Here is an 18,526-nt window from a genome sequence, read left to right on the forward strand (position 1 = left end):
TCAGCGTCCTTCCAGTTCCTTGTCGAGCTTGTTTTCCAGTTCGGCGACGAGCGGGGCGTCGGTGCGGCTGTCACCTTCGGCAGCCAGTGCCAGTTCGGCTTCGAGCAGCGCTGGGTCGGGCTCACCTGCAGCCACCTCGACCTCTTCTTCTCGTCCTGGCGTGCGCAGATTCCACTTCTTGATGACGAAGCTGAAAAGGAAGTAGTAGATCACGGCGTAGCCGAGTCCGATCGGGATCAACATCCATGCGTTGGTTGCCTTGCCGAAGTTCAACACGTAGTCGAAGAAGCCTGCGGAGAACGTGAATCCGTCGTGAATCCCGAGCGCATTGACCAAGGCCATCGACGTTCCGGTCAGGAGCGAGTGGATGACGTACAGGGGCCACGCGACGAACATGAAGGAGAATTCGAGCGGCTCGGTGATACCGGTGAGGAATGCGGTCAGGCCGGTGGAGAGCATGATGCCGCCGACGAGCTTCTTCTGAGAAGGCTTGGCGTTACGCCAGATTGCGAAGGCTGCAGCGGGGAGGGCGAACATCATGATCGGGAAGAAGCCGGTCATGAACGTACCGGCGGAGGGGTCGCCGGCGAAGAACCGGTTGAGGTCACCGCGAACGATTTGACCGCTCGCGTCCTGGTAGTCGCCGATCAGGAACCACACGGCGGAGTTCAAGATGTGGTGCAGGCCCGTGGGGATCAGGAGGCGGTTCGCTGCGCCGTAAATGCCGCCGCCCACAACGGTATTGGAAGCAACTGCTTCACCGACCCAGTTGAGGCCGGAGTTGAACAAGGGGTACACGAATGCCATCAGGACACCGACCACAAGACCGGTGATCGCTGTCAGGATGGGAACGAGCCTGCGCCCGTTGAAGAACCCGAGATAATCGGGAAGCTTCGTTCGATAGAACCGCTGCCACAAGATCGCCGACAGCAAGCCCATCACGATACCGGCGAGCACACCGTAGTTGATCAGGGATTGATCCCCGTTCGGGTCCGTCTTCCCTTCGAGGACGATCGGCGACATCGCCTTGAACACGCCGTCGATCACCATGTAGCCGACGACGGCTGCCAAGGCAGTCGATCCGTCGGCCTTCTTGGCCCAGCCGATCGCGATACCGACGGCGAAGATCAGCGGCAGCCACGTGAAGACTGCTTGTCCTGCCGCAGAGATCACTGCAGCAGCACTGTGCATCGAACTGAATCGCCCGAGCAGGTCGTCCTGGCCGAGGCGGAGCAAGATTCCCGCAGCCGGCAGAACGGCGATCGGAAGCATCAAGCTTCGGCCGAGGCGTTGAACCCCGGCGAACACTTTCGATTCCTTCTTCGGGGTGTCTTCGAGAGTCATCAAGGACCTTCTTCGTTCGCCGGGCCGCGTCGCGATCGGCCGCTGGTTCTGGAAATTCGGGTGTCGTACACGTGCAGGTTTCGTGAAAATGCAGGTCACGGTTCTTGCTCGGAAGTGAGGCCGAAACCGTTTTGTCGAAACTGTTGTGGAGCCGGACTTCCAACGGGTACTGTCCGGTCATAACCAGTTGTAGTTTTACCTGGTGGAGGCGAGTTGTCAACACCCAAATGTGACATACGTAACCGGGATAGCCTTGACCAGCAACTAGTCAGCCCACCTGCACGACCGTTCAACGATCACGACCAACCCGACAATCAGGAGCAGCAAATGTCGAAAGCGGAAGCAATCATCAAGGGCCTCGGCGGCGCAGAGAACATCGTCGAGATCGAGGCTTGCATCACCCGCCTGCGTACCGAGGTCAAGGACGGAGCGAAGGTGAACGAGTCCGCTCTCAAGGCTGCCGGCGCACACGGCGTACTCAAGGCCGGAACGGTTGTCCAGGTCATCGTCGGGCCCGAGGCCGACACCCTTGCCGAGGACATCGAGGACATCCTGTGACGGTCGTCCTCGCCCCGCTCCCCGGTCGGGTCGTCGCACTCGCTGACGTACCGGACCCGGTGTTCGCTCAGCAGATGGTCGGCTCGGGCGTCGCGATCGAACCCGCTCGCGGTCAGGGCCCACTCACGGTCGTGGCGCCGATCAGCGGAAAGATCCTGAAACTTCACCCCCACGCGTTCGTGATCTTCGGCGAGAAGGCCACCGGCGTGCTGGTCCATATCGGCATCGACACGGTCAAGCTGGAAGGCGACGGATTCACCCTCATCGCCGCCGAGGGTGACACCGTCGATGCGGGTGATCCCATTGTCAGCTTCGATCCAGCGCACATCGACACGACCGGTTACTCGGCGATCTGCCCGGTAGTCGTGATGGATTCCAAACCGGACACCGTCGAATCCCCTTCCGTCGGTGGGGACGTCGCCACTGGCGACACTCTGTTCGACTGGTCGGCGTAACGCAAAGGGCGAGCACACCGGAAGGTGTGCTCGCCCTTTCGCTTCGAACGATGACTATTGGTCGCCGCGCGTTTTGGGCCGCGCTTGGCCCTGGACTTCCATCTGCAACTGGTAGCGGTCGGATCGGTACCAACTGCGAGTGTGCTCGACCGGTGCGATCTCGCTGAACGACACTCGATCGAAGTACAGAACCGGAGCGCCCTTACGAGTGCCCAGGAGAGTCGCGATCTCCGTACTGGCACCATCGGCACTGACTGTCTGCTCTGCCCGATCGATCGGCTTGTCGTACTTGTCGGCGGTTGCCCGATAGATCGAACCCGTCAAGTCCATGTCGAGTAAACCCGGCAACAGTTCGGGATTGAACCAGCCGTCGTCCACGCTCACCGGCTCGCCGTCGGCAAGGCGCAAGCGCTTGACGTGGTAACCGTCGGAACCCGGTCGCATATTCAGTGCGGCAGCAGTGTTTTCGGGGACCGGCCCCTGTTCGCTGACCAGGACCACTGTCGTGGGGTGATGCCCCTGGGCGCGCATTTCCTCGGTGAAGGATGCAAGGTGCAGCTTGGATTGGACAGCACGGTGCGCAACGAAGGTTCCCTTGCCACGCACGCGAACGAGGTGTCCGTCATTGACCAGTTGCCCGATTGCCTCGCGAACGGTGATCCGACTGACGCCGTAGTCCTGCATCAGGTTTCGCTCGCTGGTCATCAAGTCGCCAGGCTGGAGTTCTTGGGTGCACTTGCGCAGGAGAATGGTGCGCAACTGTTCGTGTTTGGGTATTGCGCTGTCGCGCAAATGAACGGGCATCACAGCGACTGTCCCTCCGAGAAATGAATAGTCGTCTATTCGCCGACGACAACGACCTGAAATCGCAGGCAGGTCCCGACCGGACCGGTCCAATTAACGATACTGGAATTTACGACAGGAAACTAGCACCAGTCCGGAGTTGTCCGATTTCAACCGTCCAACCGTCGGTAGATGGACCGTATTTCGTCCAAGGCGACGTTCTGCTGAGCCATGTCCAATCCCAATGCCGCAACCGCCTCGCGCAACCGCCTGATATCCAGATCGTCGATCGCCGCGCGAAAAGGCACCTTCGGTAGCGCAGGGAGGGCAGCCGCGATTCCGAACCAATTCTCGACGTCCACCGAAACAGTCGACTCGTCTTCCACTCCCCCGATCAACTGCTCCAGGTCGACCCCGCGAAGTCTCAGCAACCTGAGCGGATCGGTGTCGATTCGCTCCGCGGTCAAGAACGCCACGGCCGCAGCGTGTTTGCACGGCCAACCGACATCGGGGCAGGTGCAGTCGAAGCGAAAAGCCGACGGGCCGTCCGGTATCAGTTGAGCAGCAAGCATGTCCGGGACAACGCCGGACACCAGTGCGGCAAGACTTCCCGGCACGCGGCGGATCTTGGTGATGATGTCGTCGATATCCGATTGGTCAAGGGTGTCGATCGACAGCGTGGAAACGAACGGTTGAAGTTGGCTGCCCTGAACCTCGGCCGTCACCACTCCTGGTTCGATGTCGAGCGCCAAGACCTGACCCGAACGCGCATACGTTCGCCCACGCGTGACACGAGGTTTGTCGCCGATCTCTTCGACGACCCGAACAAAAGCCTTGCCCCAGAACGTCCTCCCGAACGCTGGACGAGGCTTGACCGGCGCGGGTGCTCGCCGTCGAGGCCCGGTGTACTCACTGAAATCGGGGCCTTTACCGCGCGGACTCATTCGCCCACCGCGTCGTCGCCGAGTCGCAACAACTCGTCCAGTTGCTCGACGCTCATCTCCGTCACCCAGTTCTCACCGGTCCCGACTGCAAGTTCGGCGAGTTCACTTTTACTCGCGATCATCGTGTCGATTCGCTCTTCCAAGGTTCCGACGCACACCATCTTGCGTACCTGAACGTTCTTTCTCTGACCGATGCGGAAGACACGGTCCGTCGCCTGGTTCTCTACCGCCGGGTTCCACCATCTGTCGAGGTGAACCACATGGTTGGCCGCCGTGAGATTCAGACCCGTGCCGCCGGCCTTGAGCGAGAGCACCATGATGGGCGGGCCGCCTTCACCTTGGAATGCCTCGACCATGGCGTCGCGCCCGGCTTTCGACACTCCGCCGTGGAGAAACGGAACTTCGGTGGTGAACCGGTCGGCCAGGTACGGCACCACCAATTCGCCGAACTCACGAAACTGTGTGAACAACAGAACCTTCTCGTCGTCGCCGATGACCGACTCGACGATGTCCTCGACCAGTCCGAGCTTTCCCGAACGGTGTTGCCCGCGGCGCATCACCGGCGAACCGTCGCGCAGGAAGTGCGCGGGATGATTGCACACCTGTTTGAGTTTGGTCAGCGCAGACAGGACGGCGCCCTTGCGCTTCATCCCTTCCGTCCCCTTGATCTGCGCCATCATCTCGTCCACCACGGCGCGGTACAACGCGGCCTGCTCTTCGCTGAGATTCGCTCGAACCGTCATCTCCAACTTCTCCGGGAGATCCGCGATCACGGCGGGATCGGTCTTCACGCGCCGCAGCACAAAGGGGGACGTGACGGCTCGCAGTCGCGAGACGGCAAGCTGATCTTTTTCCCGCTCGATCGGTACGACAAACCTTTTGCGGAACATCTGCTCCGAGCCGAGTACACCGCGATTGGCAAAATCGAGGATTGACCGCAGCTCGTCCAGTCGGTTCTCCACCGGCGTTCCGGTCAGAGCAACGCGATGATCCGCGGGGATGCTGCGAGCAGCGCGGGCCTGAGATGTCTTGGCGTTCTTGATGTGTTGAGCCTCGTCGAGCACTACGCGCCGCCAGTCGAGATCCTTGAGGGCCGCGACGTCGCGGGTCATGAGCGCGTAGGTGGTGATCACGAGGTCACTCTCACGAACTGCCTGTTCCAACTCCGCCCCGGTAGCGCGATCCGAACCGTGATGAACGTAGACGCGCAAGCTCGGTACAAATCGCGCCGCTTCACGCTGCCAGTTTCCCACGACCGACATCGGGCACACCAAAAGTGTTGCTGTCTTGGACTTCTCGTGCGCAAGTAACGCCAACAGTTGCAGCGTCTTACCCAGACCCATGTCGTCGGCCAGAACGGCGCCGAGCCCGAGGGCACTCATGTACGCCAACCAGTCGAGACCGCGTCGTTGATACGGACGCAAAGTCGCGTTGACCGTCGACGGTACCGCGACCTGCCGCGGAGCCACCGACTGGTCGAGCAGTGCCGAGGCCCATCCGGTTGCTTTCACTTCATCGACCGGCAGGTCTTTGAGGTCGTCGGCGATCAAGTCCTTGATCAGATCGACGATCGCTCGGTCCCCGCTCGAGTGCCGCTGACTGACAAAACGAGCCGCGCGGGCCAGGACGTCTTTGTCCGCCTGAACCCACTCGCCGCGCAACTGGACCAGATCGGACTTCGCATCGACGAGTCGGATCATTTCCTCGGCGGTGAGTACCTTGTCTCCGAGCGCCAATTCCCAATCGTATTCCAGCAATTGGTCCATACCGACCGTACGATTCTCCGCAACGATCGGAGATGCTGCCGAGGTCACGCGCACACGCAGGGATGGAGACACCACGTTCCATGCGCGAGGAAGCAGCAGCGTGATCCCTCGCTCTCGCAGGACAATCGCGCCGTGTCCGACCAGGTCCATCACGACAGGTGTGGGCAGCAACAGGTCGAGGCTGTCCTCGTCACGCGGCACGTCGCGAAAACGTGGGTAAGCCTTGATTGCGTCTTCGAGCTTGCGGCTGCCGAGCTGGATACGTTTGGGATCTGCCCGGTGCAGTCGAACACGTTCGGGCGCTTCACCTTCAGGACGCAAACACACTTGCAGACGCCACAGCGCATCGTCGTCGGGATCGGAATTGTCGTCGAGTTCAGGCTCGATCAGCCGCAGAACCAAGTCCGGCTCTCCGGCGGTGAACGTCGACCCCCATTCGGCGAGTCCCTCGGCCGCTCGTACCGACACGTCGTCGAAAGCGTCCCCGGACAACACGGCCTGCCACAGCGGGGTCTGCACCACCGGATGTGAGTCCCCGAGAGCACGACGAACGATCGGGTCCGTGAGTTCGTTCGTGATGTCTTCGATCGTCGCCCTCGGCGAACCGACCGCCCGCTGCACCGGCGGCATCGCCACGACCAGTTCGCCGATCCAGGCGCGCTGGCGTTCCCCCACCGACAACTGCCAGCGTGGCCACCAACTTCCTTCAGCCCGCGTCAGTGCGGGGACCACCCGTCCGGCGCGCACCCACCGGTCTATTCCTCGCGCCACATGTACGAGAAAGTGCAGGTCTCCCGCAATTCGCTGATCGTCGGCCTTGAACCGCAGCAGGAGATCGACTGCGTCCGGCGGCGCCAACGCAACAGCTGCGTACTCACTCTGCAAAGGCCCGCCAGGTACGGGCGGCATAGCGACATTCACACGATGACGGAACTTGCGATGCAGGACAGCACTGACCGGATCACGGGGATCGTCGGTCCCGGCACCCTCGTGCCCGTCGACCCACAGTTTGAGCCCCGATCCCGGTGACCAGAGTCCATGCAGCATCCGACCATCCAATCAGGTGCCACCGACACCACTTCCCGCCTACCGGGCAATAGGCTGGCAGGCATGACGACGGCATACGGCTTCACCGAGTACGGCGGACCCGACACACAGTCCTACTTCGACGTCACCTTGCCCCCGCCCGGTGCCGGCCAACTGCTGGTGTCGGTCCGAGCGGCGGGCGCCAACCCCGCTGACTGGAAAGTTCGCGCGGGTACTCGAAAAGATACTGTCCCGGTGACGCTGCCTGCGGTTCTGGGCCGCGAAGTGTCCGGTGTTGTCATCGGAGTAGGTCCGAGGGTCACCGAGTTCGAGGTCGGCGACGAAGTGTTCGGCGCTACCGCGACCGGCTTCGGCGGCTACGCCGCGTCGACATTGCTCAACGTCTCCTCGACAGCACACAAGCCGCCTACCGTGTCCTGGGCCGATGCCGCAGTGCTGACGGTTGCGGCAGGAACGGCCTACGACGCACTCCACGATCTCGGTCTGAAACCCGGGGCGACACTCCTGCTGCTCGGCGCCGGCGGCGGCGTTGGTCGCAGCACGATCGCGCTTGCTCTGGCGCGGAGTATCAACGTGATCGGTGTCGCGAGCGAGTCCAAGAGAACCGCGATCGAGGAAGCGGGAGCACGTTGGGTTGCGTCGGGGGACGGCTTCGCAGACGACGTGTCCGCGTTGTCCCCAGTCGGAGTGGACGCGGTTTTCGACCTGGTCGGCGGGGACACTCTCACTCGCGGCGCTGAGCTCGCCCGACCGGACGCACCGATCCTGAGCATCGCCGATCCTCTGGCGGCGAGCCGACTCGGCGGCGGTGGTGTCGAACGCCGAAGAACTACAGCAGTATTCACGGAGATCGCGGCGCTCGTGGCCGACGGGATCCTCGACCCGTCCGTGTCCGGGCGGTACCCATTCTCCCGCGCTGGGGAAGCGCTCGCTGCAGTCGAAGACGGCCATGCCGCCGGCAAAGTGGTGATCGAGTTCGGCTGATTCCTGTCGGCCCCCGATGGTTCAATCACCGTCTACGACGGACGGCGTTGAATCACCGTCTACGACGGGCGGCGTTGAATCACCGTCTACGACGGACGGGGGCACAGGTGGTTGCACGGTTATTTGCGATCCTGTCGACGCTCGCGCTCGTATGTCTCGTCGCGTCCTGCGGATGGTTCGGGGACGAGCGTCTCGAGTCGGCCCCTGGCAGCCCCACGCGATCGGAACTGGAAGAGTTGCTGTCCCGGACCGCGATTGTCGACACCCGACCACATCCGGGTGGATACCAGCGCGGCTGCGGTAACGGCGAGGCCTGCGTCTTCGGCCCCGCGTGGTCCGACGACCAGGACGCACCTGGTGGCCACGACGGGTGCGATACCCGCAACAACGTCCTGGCCCAAGATCTCTCGGACGTGGTGTTCAAACCAGGAACACGTGACTGCGTCGTACTGTCCGGCGCGATGACCGACCCGTACTCCGGAGATCGCATCGAATTCGAACGCAGCCAGGCCAAGTCCGTCCAGATCGACCACGTCTTCCCGCTCGCCGCGGCCTGGGACTTCGGCGCGAACTCCTGGACTCCTGCGTTGCGGATGAGGTTCGCGAACGACATGTCTCTGAACCTGTTGGCCGTCAACGGCCCCGACAACCAGGCGAAAGGCGACAGCACGCCCAGTGACTGGTTGCCGCCCGATCCTGCTTACCGATGCTTCTACGCCGGCAAGTACCTGACCGTCGCGATTTCCTATGGCTTACCAGTCAGCCGAGCTGATCATTCGACCCTGACGGACCTTGCCACTCGCTGCTGATCTAGCGGCAGTCCTTCACCACTCGCCCACTCTGGATGACGAGTGCGATCCGCTCACGATCGGCAAAGATCGAGGGATCCGTCAACGGATTGCCGCGGAAGGCAACGAGGTCGGCGAACTTACCGACTTCGATGGTGCCGACCTCGTCGGCGATTCCGAGAATGTCGGCGTTGATCCGGGTAGCGGAAACCAGTGCATCCATGGGTGTTTCGACCTTGGCGCGCAGGACCAACTCCATCCCACGGCCCGTTTGATCGGTACCGATGAGGTCCGATCCCAAGCCCACTCTGACGCCGGCATTTCGAGCAGCAAGAAGCCCGTCGATCTGACCCTGCATCATCTGGCCGATCCGAGCCGAAATCGATTCGGGTAGACCTGCTGACGCCGCGCTGTCCGAGAGCGCCTGCACCACAGCCAACGTCGGCACCAAGGCGACGTCGTGCTCGGCCATCAACTTGGCGGTCTCGTCGTCGATATCAGAGCCGTGCTCGACGCATTTCGCGCCGGCAGTGACAGCGTTACGGATTCCCTCGTTGTTGTGAGCATGCACCGTGACATAGGTACCGCGCGCATTGGCTTCCTCGACGGCAACTTCGATCTCGTCGACCGTGAACTGGGTATCGGTGAGCTTGTCATGAGTGGATACCACTCCCCCGGTAACACACAGTTTGAGGAAGTCCGCACCCCTGCGGAACGTCTCGCGAACGTTCTTTCGCATTTCGTGCGGACCGTCGGAAAGCAGAGACATACACCGTAATCCGGGGATGTCATGATCGGACCAGTCCGAAGTCGGCTCCCATTCGGCCGCCAGGTGTCCGTGTCCACCGGTCTGGCACTGGATCGGGCCGCACTGAATGATCCGCGGACCCGGGATCTTGCCCGAGGCGACAACTCCGGCGAGTCCACCGTCGATTCCGCCGCAGTCACGAACAGTGGTGAATCCCCCGTCGAGGGTCGATGCGCAGGTCGCGAACATGTCTGCAGCGAGCTCGGCTACCGAGATCTGACGCCGCAGGCTCGGTGCGAGATCGCTCGATCCACCGAGATGAACGTGTGCGTCGATGAGGCCGGGCGTGATTGTCAACCCAGTGCAGTCCAGCACCTCCGCCCCCGTGGGTGGCGTGCCACCGAGTGCACTGATGCGCCCGTTTTCCACAGCAACAGCGCAGTTCTCGATCGGGCCGGCGCCCGTCCCGTCGATGATCGTTGCACCGGTCAGCCATACGACAGACATATTAGATGTTCCTCCGACGTGTACCGATCGCCGGAAGATTCCGCCGACATACCGAATAGGGTTCGGTTAGTATGATGCATACCGGCTCCCGAAATCAAGGAGTTGTCATCACTCGATGAAGTCCGAGATTGCTGACGAATCCCTCACCAGGAGAATCGATGCCGCGTCCCACCCAGCCGATACTGTCCACGCGAAACATCACCGACGCGGCTCTGGATGCTGTCGACGCGACCGGCGACTTCACCATGCCCGGGATCGCCAAGCAACTGAACGTGACTCCGTCTTCGCTCTACACACATATTTCGGGTCGATCCGAGATCGTCGAACTCATGCGCATCCGCGTGATGTCGTCGATCTCTGTCCCCCACCCACCGGCAGGGTGGAGCGAACGGATCAGCGCGTGGGGGTGGGCCTATCGCCGAGCTGCGGTCGAGCACTGGCGCCTCATCCCGCTGCTCATGACACGAAGCGTCCGCACAGAGGTAACTTTTGCTATCGATACTGCACTGGTTCAAGCATTTTCGGACGGGGGTTTCGATTCGACAGACACTCGTCACGCAATCTCCACGCTGGACAGTCTGGTTCTCGGATCCGTCGTGAAACTCTCGACGCCGGATGTCGCGTGGACTCAATCCTCCAACCTGAGCGAGATCACGCGCGAGGCTACGACCCCACTGCGAACCGACGACACGTTCGACTTCGGCCTGCGAACCCTGATCGCCGGATGGATGGCTCAGCGCGTTGTTCGTCTGTATACCGAACCTCATTCGGATTCCGACGTCACTTCACGGTGAACGACCTGGTGTGCCATCCCGTGGCTCCACCGGGGATCGGCGGAGTGCGCTCTTCCACCTGAACGTTCCCGTCCAAATCCGTCGCTCTGACCTGCACGGTGTGCAAACCCGAGCCTGCATCCCACATCCACGACCATTGCCGCCAGGTGTCGACCGAGTACTCCTGGGCCAGCGTCGCCGGTTGCCATTCACCGTTGTCGACGCGAACCTCGACCTTCTCGATCCCGCGATGCTGAGCCCAGGCCGTTCCCGCCACCAGCACCTGGCCCGGCTCGATCGGCGCCAAAGCTGCCGGCACCTCGATACGCGACGACGTCTTGATCGGTGCCTGCGCACCCCAACCGCGCTGGGTCCAATAGGCCTCGACCTTGTCGAAACGCGTCAACTCCCACTCCGTCACCCACTTGGTGGCGGACACGAAACCGTACAGCCCCGGAACCACCTGCCGAACGGGATAACCGTGCTCGAACGGCAACGGCTCACCGTTCATCGCCACGGCGAGAATCGCGTCACGGCCGTCGGTGACTATCTCGACCGGGGTGCCGACTGTGAAGCCGTCGACGCTGGTCGAGAGGAGCATGTCGGCGTCGGGATGGACACCGACTTCGTCGAGCAGGTCCTTCATGGGATAACCGATCCACTTCGCGTTCCCGGCCAGAACGCCGCCCACCTCGTTCGAGACACACGTCAGCGTGATGACCCGCTCGATGGGCGTTCGCGCCACCAGATCGTCGAACGACAACGTCATCTCGCGGTCCACCATTCCGTGAATCCGCAGTTCCCACGAATCCGTCGTCAATTGCGGAACGAGGAGTGCCGTGTCGATTCGGTAGAAGTCGTCGTTGGGCGTGATGTACGTCGACGCACCCGCAATTGCGATATCCGCACCCGCCGGGATCGGCGGCGCCGGGTCAGCGGCGGTGGGCACGACAAAGTCTTCACGATTCGCTACTGCTCCGGCGATTCGCTGACCCACGAACTTCCCGGCGGCACCCGCTGCCGCAGCCACTGCCAACGCCGCACCTGCCAGCAGAAGGAACTGACGACGAGGCAACCACGAGTCGGCGACGCCCGGCGAGAGCGGCACTTCGAGTTGTGTGATCAGCAACCGCAAGGTTGCGACGCCCGCCACCACACCGACCAGCGTCGGGAACACGTACATCGCATCGGCAGTCGGGCGCTGCATCGCCGCATACACACCAACCGCGCCCAGAAGAACGAGAATGACGCTGCCGATCGGGCGGCGTCGCCGTTCCAGGAGCCCGGCCACCGCACCGAGCAGAACGATCAAGATCGACATTCCGATGAACAGCGCCGGCTTGTCATTGGTACCGAAAGTATCGATCGCGAACTCGCGAGCCCACGCCGGCGTTCGGTCGACGGTAGTCGCACCTACCGCGTAGAAGGGCGACGCGTCCGGGTTGATCGGCAACGCAACCAGTTCACCGACGCCCAGGACGACAGCCGCGGCCAAGACCCCGGAGATCGCGTGAGCAGCCCATCTACGACGCGGTGGACGAGATTCGGTGCTCGGGTGCTCGTCGATGTTCTGTGTGACCATGTCGTCTCGGCTCTGTCGGTGCGAGTGGTGCTTCGATCGGATACCCGACATTCGGCGCTGCGGGCCATCCGGATGGGTGCACTCCTCCATCAAGAACTACTCCGAACTCGCGATTAGAGTGGGAACGATGACCGTCGACCTCAACAAGGACACGCTCCTGTGCATGTCGCTCTCCGGGCGACCGAGCAACATCGGCACCAGATTTCACAATTACCTCTACGAAGAATTGGGCTTGAACTTCGTCTACAAAGCCTTCACCACCGAAGACGTGCCAGCCGCGATCGCAGGCATACGAGCACTCGGGATTCGAGGCTGTGGGGTGTCGATGCCGTTCAAGGAACAGGTCATCGAGCACATCGACGTCATGCATGATTCGGCCAGCGCCATCGACTCCGTCAACACGATCGTCAACGAGTCCGGAGTGCTGCACGCCTACAACACCGACTATCAGGCGGTGGCCGATCTACTGCGTGACAACAACGTCGACACGAGCCTGTCCGTCGCTGTCGCCGGCAGCGGTGGCATGGCAAAAGCAGTCGTCGCCGCGGTGCGCGACACCGGATTCACCGACGTCACCGTGATCGCCCGCAACCAGCAAGTGGGGTCATCGCTTGCGAAGCAGTACGGCTTCGACTGGCAGGCCGAACTCGGTGAGCTTCGTCCCGGTGTGCTGATCAACGCCACCCCGATCGGTATGTCCGGCGGCGCAGAAGCAGATGCACTGTCGTTCCCCGAGCACGCAGTGCGCGCCGCCGATGTCGTCTTCGACGTCGTCGCGATGCCTGCGAAGACGCCACTGATCGCGTTGGCGACCGAACTCGGCAAAACGGCGATCACAGGAGCGTCAGTCATTGCCCTTCAAGCCGCCGAGCAGTTCGTGCTCTACACCGGCGTGCGTCCGAGCGCGGAGCAGATCCAGCGAGCGTCGGAATACTCACGGGCGTAGGAACCACGTCGCCGTGAACGAGACCGGGGAGACTCCACCTCAACAACTCGCGCGGAACTTCAACGAGTTGTTGCAAGAGCTGCGCGTCGCGCTCTCTGGTGTGCAGATCCTGTTTGCCTTCCTGCTAGCCGTGGCATTCACCGAACGCTACGAGGAAGCGTCGGCGTACATCCGCGGCATCCACTTGGTGACGGTGATCCTTGTTGCCATCTCGTTCGGGTTCCTGATGGCACCCGCGGTCTGGCATCGCATGCTTTTCCGCCGTGGGCACCGCGAGAACATATTGCCCGTGGCCAACCGATTCGCCCTGTGCGGCATAGCCTTTCTGGCCGCCTCCATGACCGGCACGGTCCTGTTGATCGCCGAGGTCGCCGTCGGCGGAGTTGCCGCAAAGGTTTTGGCAGCGTGCGCCGCGATCATGTTCACGGCACTGTGGTTTCTCGTGCCGTCATTCATCGATCGCACCAAGAGCTGACTCAGGCTCCGGTGTCGACGGCGCGAGTGCTGTCGTTGGACCACTGTGACCACGAGCCCGGGAACAGCGTCGCGTCGTAACCAGCGATCGCGAGCGCCGCGATCTCGTGCGCGGCAGTCACTCCGGATCCGCAGTACACCGCCACCTTGTCTCCGACGCCCAGTCCGGCGAATCGCTCACGCAGGTGGGTCGTATCCAGGAATCGCCCGTCGCCGGTGATGTTCTCGGCGGTCGGCGCGTTCACCGCACCGGGGATGTGCCCTGCGACGGGATCCATCGGCTCGACCTCGCCGCGGTACCGCTCCCCGGCTCGGGCGTCGAGAAGGACACCGCCCTCGCTCGTCCAGTTGCCGAGACCGTCGATGTCGACAGTCGGCATGTTGCCGCCGGTGAAAGTCACGTTGCCCGGGCTGACGGACTCGCCGAAACCGGCCGCCAACGGCAGTCCTGCGGACTCCCAGGCCTGCAGCCCGCCGTCGAGCAGTCGGACATCCGAGAGTCCGGCCCACCGCAGCAGCCACCAACCACGGGCAGCGGCCGTGTTGCCGGTGGCGTCGTAAATCACCACCGAATCACCGTCGTCGATTCCCCAACGACGCGCCGCGGCCTGCAGGTCTTCGAGACTCGGCAGCGGATGCCTTCCCTTGCCCGGCGACGGCGGCGAGGCAAGTTCCTCGTCGAGGTTCACGAATACCGCACCGGGAAGATGGCCGTCGCGAAAATGCTGCTCGCCGTTCGAATCACCCAGCGCCCATCGGACATCGAGCAATCGCGGCGCAGCGCCGGCCTCGATGAGAGCGGACAGTTCTTCGACGTCGATCAGCACGGGAAGTGTCATGAGCCCATCCTGACACGACCACTCATGCAACCCCGAAGAAGGCACCGAGGCCCACCAACAACACTCCCGTCACCACGTCGATTCGCTTGCCGACGCCAGGGCGACGCAGCTTCTTGCCGGCTCCGGCCGCCAACACCACCACGATCGCCCACCACAGTGCCGCGGCGACCACCGTCGCGCCCGCCAACATCAACGTCCGCAGCCCTGCGCCTTCACCCGGCTCGATGAATTGCGGGAGTAGCCCGAGAAAGAACAACAGCGCCTTCGGATTCAGCAGGTTCGAGAGGAAGCCGTAGCGAAATGCCGTGGTGACCGCGATCGGTTCTTTCGCTGCCGGAATTCCCTCGTCCGAGGCTCGGGCTTTGAAAGCACTTCGAATCGCGGAGATGCCGAGCCAGGTCAGATATGCCGCCCCGGCGTAGGTGAGCGCGGAGAGCAACTGTGGCCGTGTCGCCACAAGTGCGGAGAGACCCAGTGACGCGGCAGCAGTGTGAACGAAGAGCCCGGAAATCACACCGGCGGCCACCACCGCGCCGGTCCGACGATCTGCCAGAGAATGACGCAGGATCAGGACAAAATCCGGTCCCGGCGTGAACAGGACGATGGATAGCAGGGAGCCGAAAGCGAGCCATTGACCGACACTCATCCGAAATACCTCACACCCGAGCTGATTCGAGACACATGTTCATGCCAGGAGTGTGCAACTGGATCCGGGAAGTTCAAAACGACTCCGGATATAGTTCGGCAGATGACGAAGAATGAGCCTCTGGATCCGGTGGACTGGAAGATTTTGGCCGAATTGCAGAACGACGCGTCGATCACCAACAAGGTGTTGGCCGATCGAGTCGGCTTGGCGACGTCCTCGTGCCACGAGCGCGTACGACGCCTACGTGCCAACGGAACAATCAGCGGTATCCATGCGGTTGTCGATCCGGCAGCCGTTGGCCGGTCGATGCAGGCGATCATCGCCGTTCAATTGCGACCACACCGCCGCGACCTCGTCGACCGGTTCACCGCCGACGCGCTAGCGCTGCCGGAAACGCTTGCGCTCTTCAACGTCTCGGGGCCCGAGGACTTCTTCCTCCACGTCGCGGTCCGTGACAGCGCTCATCTACAACGGGTATTGATCGACCACCTCGCCGCACATCCCGAGGTCTGGCACGCCCAAACGCACCTCATCTACGGCAAAGCGGTCACCTCACCCATCCGACCGGACAGGTAAATCGGGCCTCGAGCGGGTCGGGCAGAATCACTGACCATGTCGGACTCCACAGATACCACCGAACCGGAAGCCGTTCGCAGCAACTCGCAACCGATGAGCGCAGGCATCGTCACGGCCCTCGTCGGCTTCACCAGTTCGTTCGCGGTGGTCCTCACCGGCCTCGCCGCTGTCGGCGCGGACGCGACCGAGGCGGCGTCCGGACTGCTGGTTCTGTGTGTGACCCAAGCGTTGGGAATGCTCTGGCTCTCACGCCGGTATCGGATGCCGATCACCCTGGCCTGGTCGACGCCCGGTGCCGCTCTGCTCGTCGGCGCGGGAGCCGTCGAGGGTGGGTGGCCGGCGGCGGTCGGAGCATTCATCGTCGTCGGAATCGCGATTGTTCTGACCGGACTGTGGCCGACGCTCGGAAGGATCATCTCGGCAATCCCGACGCCCCTCGCGCAGGCGATGCTCGCCGGGGTTCTGATGCCGTTGTGCCTGGCGCCGATCATCGCCGTCCGGGACGCCCCCGCAGCGGTCGCGCCCGTCATCCTGGTTTGGCTTGCCGCGCAGCGCTTCTCCAAGCGATGGGCGGTTCCGCTCGCGTTTCTCACAGCAGCGGTCGTGATCGGGATCAGCCTCGTCACGTCGGATCGAGTGCTCGACGCCGGCGCCATGATTCCCCGCATTGATCTCACCGCGCCGTCGTGGACCTGGCAGGCAATGATCGGTATTGCGATTCCCCTCTACATCGTCACGATGGCTTCGCAGAACATTCCCGGTGTGGCCGTGATGAATTCGTTCGGATACACCGTTCCCTGGCGACCGTCGATGATCGTGACGGGTATCGGCACCATCGTCGGCGCACCGGCCGGTGGCCATGCGATCAACCTCGCGGCGATCAGCGCAGCCCTGGCCGCCGCCCCCACCGCACATCCGGAACCCAAACGTCGATGGATCGCTGCCTTCACCGCAGGCTGGGCGTATCTCGTTCTCGCTGCCGGCGCGGCCGCGGTGGCCGCTCTGGTAGCCGCCGCACCGGCTGGAGTCGTGGAAACTGTTGCCGGACTGGCGCTCCTGGCAACGCTTGCCGGCGCCCTCACGTCGGCGCTGAGCGAGGCGAGTGAACGTGAAGGCGCCGTGGTCACGTTTCTGATCGCCGCATCCGGGGTCAGTATCCTGGGAATCGGATCGGCATTCTGGGCACTGTTGGTGGGGCTGATCGTGCGCGCCGTCCTACAGGGCACCACCCTGCCCCCACTCTCGCGAAAGTCCTCACTACAGTCGAAGCCGTGAGCACAGCGCAGACGCCCCCGTCGATCAGCGAGTTTCCCGTTCTCTGGCCCGTCCCGACGCGGTGGGACGACAACGATCACTACGGCCACGTCAACAACGTGACCTACTACTCGTACTTCGACACCGCGGTCAACGCCTGGCTGATGTCTTCCACTGGAACCGACATCCGCACCCTGCCTGCCATCGGCGTCGTCGCCGAGACGTCGTGCCGGTACCTGAGCGAACTGTCGTTCCCCGAGCAGTTGCAGGTGGGTATCTCCGTCGAGAAGCTGGGCACCAAGAGCATCGTCTACGCCCTGGCGATATTCCACGAGGTCGACGGTGGCAATTGGGAACCCGCTGCCACCGGCCGCTTTGTCCACGTCTACGTCGACGCCGACACCCGTAAGCCGGTGGAGATCCCGGCGGCCATCAGATCTGCAGCCGGGACCTTGACCGAAAACTAGCTCAGACCGAGCTGATCTGCCGTCAAGACGGCGCGTGCAACGATTCCGTCGATCAGCGCGACCGTCGGGCCGCCGTGCTCGGCCTTGTTGCGCGGATCGTCGAGAATGCGTCGCAGCACGCCCTCTGCGATGATCGAGAGCTTCCACAGAGCGAGTACGTGCCAGTATCCGACCGCTGACACGTCGCGGCCAGTCGCCTCGACGTAGGCAGCGACCAGCTCGTCACGGTTCGGGAAGCCTTCCAGCGTGGACGCCATGAACGGACCGGCAACCTTGTCACCGGCTTCCGGCCAGTACGCGAGTAGCGCACCGAGATCCGCGAGCGGCTCCCCCAACGTGCACAGCTCCCAGTCGACGACGGCAACGATGCGCCCCTCGGCCGGATCGGTGATGACGTTGTTGAGATGGAAGTCGCCGTGAACCAACGTCACTTCGTTCTGTTCCGGAATGTTTCGGTGCAGAATCTCGGCCAATCGGTCGACATCCGGAACATCGCGGGTCTTCGACTTCTCCCACTGCGCCGACCACCGCTTGAGCTGACGCTCGGCAAAGGGCTTGCGGCTGGCCAGGTCGTCCAGCCCGGTCTCTTCCAGGTCAACTCCGTGGATGCTTGCGAGGGTTTTGGGCATCGCCAAGCCGACCGCGCGACGCTCGTCCTCGGTCAACTTCTGAGCCACCGGAACGCCGTCGATCACAACGCCGTCGATGTAGCTCATGAGGACCAGCGGAGCGTCCGTGATCTCCGGATCTTCCGTGATGCCGAGGATCTTCGGAACCGGCACTTTGGTTCCCTGGAGCGAGGACAGGATGCGGTGCTCGCGAACGACGTCGTGCGCGGAAGCCAACAATGTTCCCAGTGGAGGTCTGCGTAGTACCCACCGTCCTCCGCCCGCATCCGTCACGGAGTAGGTCAGGTTCGATTGCCCGTTACCGATCCTCTCGAAAGTCAGTGGTGTCGTGGCGCCGACCCCCAGTTCGGCGATCCACGCGGAAACAGCTTCTTCGTTCAAACCGACTGCAGTCACCGCACCGATGCTAGCGGTTG

The 18,526-nt window shown here is 62.8% G+C and carries 19 protein-coding genes; 10 read left to right on the forward strand and 9 right to left on the reverse strand.

Annotation, left to right across the window (positions count from 1 at the left end):
* Positions 1–1,344, reverse strand: a complete 1,344-nt coding sequence (locus ACVZUB_RS19625) for a PTS transporter subunit EIIC (RefSeq protein WP_003941307.1) — start codon at positions 1,342–1,344, stop codon at positions 1–3.
* A gap of 327 nt (positions 1,345–1,671) precedes the next feature.
* Here ACVZUB_RS19625 and ACVZUB_RS19630 point away from each other — a divergent pair, with 327 nt between their 5' ends.
* Together ACVZUB_RS19630 and ACVZUB_RS19635 are read left to right on the forward strand one after the other, a co-directional pair.
* Positions 1,672–1,902, forward strand: a complete 231-nt coding sequence (locus ACVZUB_RS19630) for a PTS sugar transporter subunit IIB (RefSeq protein ID WP_003941324.1) — start codon at positions 1,672–1,674, stop codon at positions 1,900–1,902.
* A complete protein-coding gene (locus ACVZUB_RS19635; protein ID WP_019749215.1) occupies positions 1,899–2,357 on the forward strand; it encodes a PTS sugar transporter subunit IIA in 459 nt (152 codons plus the stop codon). Before ACVZUB_RS19630 ends, ACVZUB_RS19635 begins: the two co-directional genes overlap by 4 nt.
* A gap of 54 nt (positions 2,358–2,411) precedes the next feature.
* On the opposite strand, the gene ACVZUB_RS19640 is transcribed toward ACVZUB_RS19635, so the two are convergent.
* The 3 genes from ACVZUB_RS19640 to ACVZUB_RS19650 form a co-directional block, all read right to left on the reverse strand.
* Positions 2,412–3,161 (reverse strand): GntR family transcriptional regulator, encoded by a 750-nt coding sequence (locus tag ACVZUB_RS19640; RefSeq protein ID WP_007726130.1) that lies wholly within the window; start codon positions 3,159–3,161, stop codon positions 2,412–2,414.
* 149 nt (positions 3,162–3,310) lie between these two features.
* Positions 3,311–4,084: an SWIM zinc finger family protein gene (locus tag ACVZUB_RS19645; RefSeq protein WP_047270178.1), complete on the reverse strand. Its 774-nt coding sequence runs from the start codon at positions 4,082–4,084 to the stop codon at positions 3,311–3,313.
* Positions 4,081–6,897: a DEAD/DEAH box helicase gene (locus ACVZUB_RS19650; RefSeq protein ID WP_482627670.1), complete on the reverse strand. Its 2,817-nt coding sequence runs from the start codon at positions 6,895–6,897 to the stop codon at positions 4,081–4,083. Before ACVZUB_RS19650 ends, ACVZUB_RS19645 begins: the two co-directional genes overlap by 4 nt.
* A gap of 63 nt (positions 6,898–6,960) precedes the next feature.
* On the opposite strand from ACVZUB_RS19650, the gene ACVZUB_RS19655 reads away from it, so the two are divergent.
* Positions 6,961–7,881, forward strand: coding sequence for an NADP-dependent oxidoreductase (locus tag ACVZUB_RS19655; RefSeq protein WP_482627671.1), 921 nt, complete (start codon positions 6,961–6,963; stop codon positions 7,879–7,881).
* A gap of 107 nt (positions 7,882–7,988) precedes the next feature.
* Positions 7,989–8,690 (forward strand): HNH endonuclease family protein, encoded by a 702-nt coding sequence (locus ACVZUB_RS19660; RefSeq protein ID WP_042923156.1) that lies wholly within the window; start codon positions 7,989–7,991, stop codon positions 8,688–8,690.
* A gap of 1 nt (position 8,691) precedes the next feature.
* Here the strand turns inward: ACVZUB_RS19660 and ACVZUB_RS19665 are convergent, their stop codons facing one another.
* Entirely contained in the window at positions 8,692–9,924 is a 1,233-nt protein-coding gene (locus ACVZUB_RS19665; RefSeq protein WP_482627672.1) for a metal-dependent hydrolase family protein, read from the reverse strand.
* Between the two features lie 158 nt (positions 9,925–10,082).
* On the opposite strand from ACVZUB_RS19665, the gene ACVZUB_RS19670 reads away from it, so the two are divergent.
* A complete protein-coding gene (locus tag ACVZUB_RS19670; protein ID WP_482627673.1) occupies positions 10,083–10,718 on the forward strand; it encodes a TetR/AcrR family transcriptional regulator C-terminal domain-containing protein in 636 nt (211 codons plus the stop codon).
* Here ACVZUB_RS19670 and ACVZUB_RS19675 read toward each other — a convergent pair.
* A complete protein-coding gene (locus ACVZUB_RS19675) occupies positions 10,705–12,279 on the reverse strand; it encodes a molybdopterin-dependent oxidoreductase (protein WP_058227739.1) in 1,575 nt (524 codons plus the stop codon). The two genes, ACVZUB_RS19670 and ACVZUB_RS19675, sit on opposite strands and share 14 nt — an antisense overlap.
* Before the next feature lie 127 nt (positions 12,280–12,406).
* Between ACVZUB_RS19675 and ACVZUB_RS19680 the strand changes: the two genes are divergently transcribed.
* Together ACVZUB_RS19680 and ACVZUB_RS19685 are read left to right on the forward strand one after the other, a co-directional pair.
* Entirely contained in the window at positions 12,407–13,225 is an 819-nt protein-coding gene (locus ACVZUB_RS19680; protein WP_042447990.1) for a shikimate 5-dehydrogenase, read from the forward strand.
* Positions 13,226–13,238: 13 nt separating this feature from the next.
* The gene (locus tag ACVZUB_RS19685) at positions 13,239–13,700 is read left to right on the forward strand and encodes a DUF6328 family protein (protein ID WP_003941357.1); all 462 of its coding nucleotides are present in this window, start codon (positions 13,239–13,241) and stop codon (positions 13,698–13,700) included.
* 1 nt (position 13,701) lies between these two features.
* Here the strand turns inward: ACVZUB_RS19685 and ACVZUB_RS19690 are convergent, their stop codons facing one another.
* Entirely contained in the window at positions 13,702–14,538 is an 837-nt protein-coding gene (locus ACVZUB_RS19690; protein ID WP_482627674.1) for a sulfurtransferase, read from the reverse strand.
* 22 nt (positions 14,539–14,560) lie between these two features.
* On the reverse strand, positions 14,561–15,184 hold the full coding sequence (locus ACVZUB_RS19695) for a LysE family translocator (RefSeq protein ID WP_003941342.1): 624 nt from the start codon (positions 15,182–15,184) through the stop codon (positions 14,561–14,563).
* A 102-nt stretch (positions 15,185–15,286) separates the two neighbouring features.
* Here ACVZUB_RS19695 and ACVZUB_RS19700 point away from each other — a divergent pair, with 102 nt between their 5' ends.
* From ACVZUB_RS19700 to ACVZUB_RS19710, 3 genes are read left to right on the forward strand one after another with little or no spacing between them, the layout of a single operon-like run.
* Complete coding sequence (locus ACVZUB_RS19700; RefSeq protein ID WP_003941284.1) at positions 15,287–15,760, forward strand: Lrp/AsnC family transcriptional regulator; 474 nt, start codon at positions 15,287–15,289, stop codon at positions 15,758–15,760.
* A 36-nt stretch (positions 15,761–15,796) separates the two neighbouring features.
* Positions 15,797–17,035, forward strand: a complete 1,239-nt coding sequence (locus tag ACVZUB_RS19705; protein WP_482627675.1) for a benzoate/H(+) symporter BenE family transporter — start codon at positions 15,797–15,799, stop codon at positions 17,033–17,035.
* Entirely contained in the window at positions 17,032–17,481 is a 450-nt protein-coding gene (locus tag ACVZUB_RS19710; protein WP_042447890.1) for an acyl-CoA thioesterase, read from the forward strand. The genes ACVZUB_RS19705 and ACVZUB_RS19710 overlap by 4 nt, the downstream gene beginning before the upstream one ends.
* Here the strand turns inward: ACVZUB_RS19710 and ACVZUB_RS19715 are convergent.
* Complete coding sequence (locus ACVZUB_RS19715; protein ID WP_003941376.1) at positions 17,478–18,506, reverse strand: phosphotransferase family protein; 1,029 nt, start codon at positions 18,504–18,506, stop codon at positions 17,478–17,480. The two genes, ACVZUB_RS19710 and ACVZUB_RS19715, sit on opposite strands and share 4 nt — an antisense overlap.
* Positions 18,507–18,526 lie beyond the last annotated feature (20 nt).

It is taken from the genome of Rhodococcus sp. OS5, assembly GCF_056837585.1.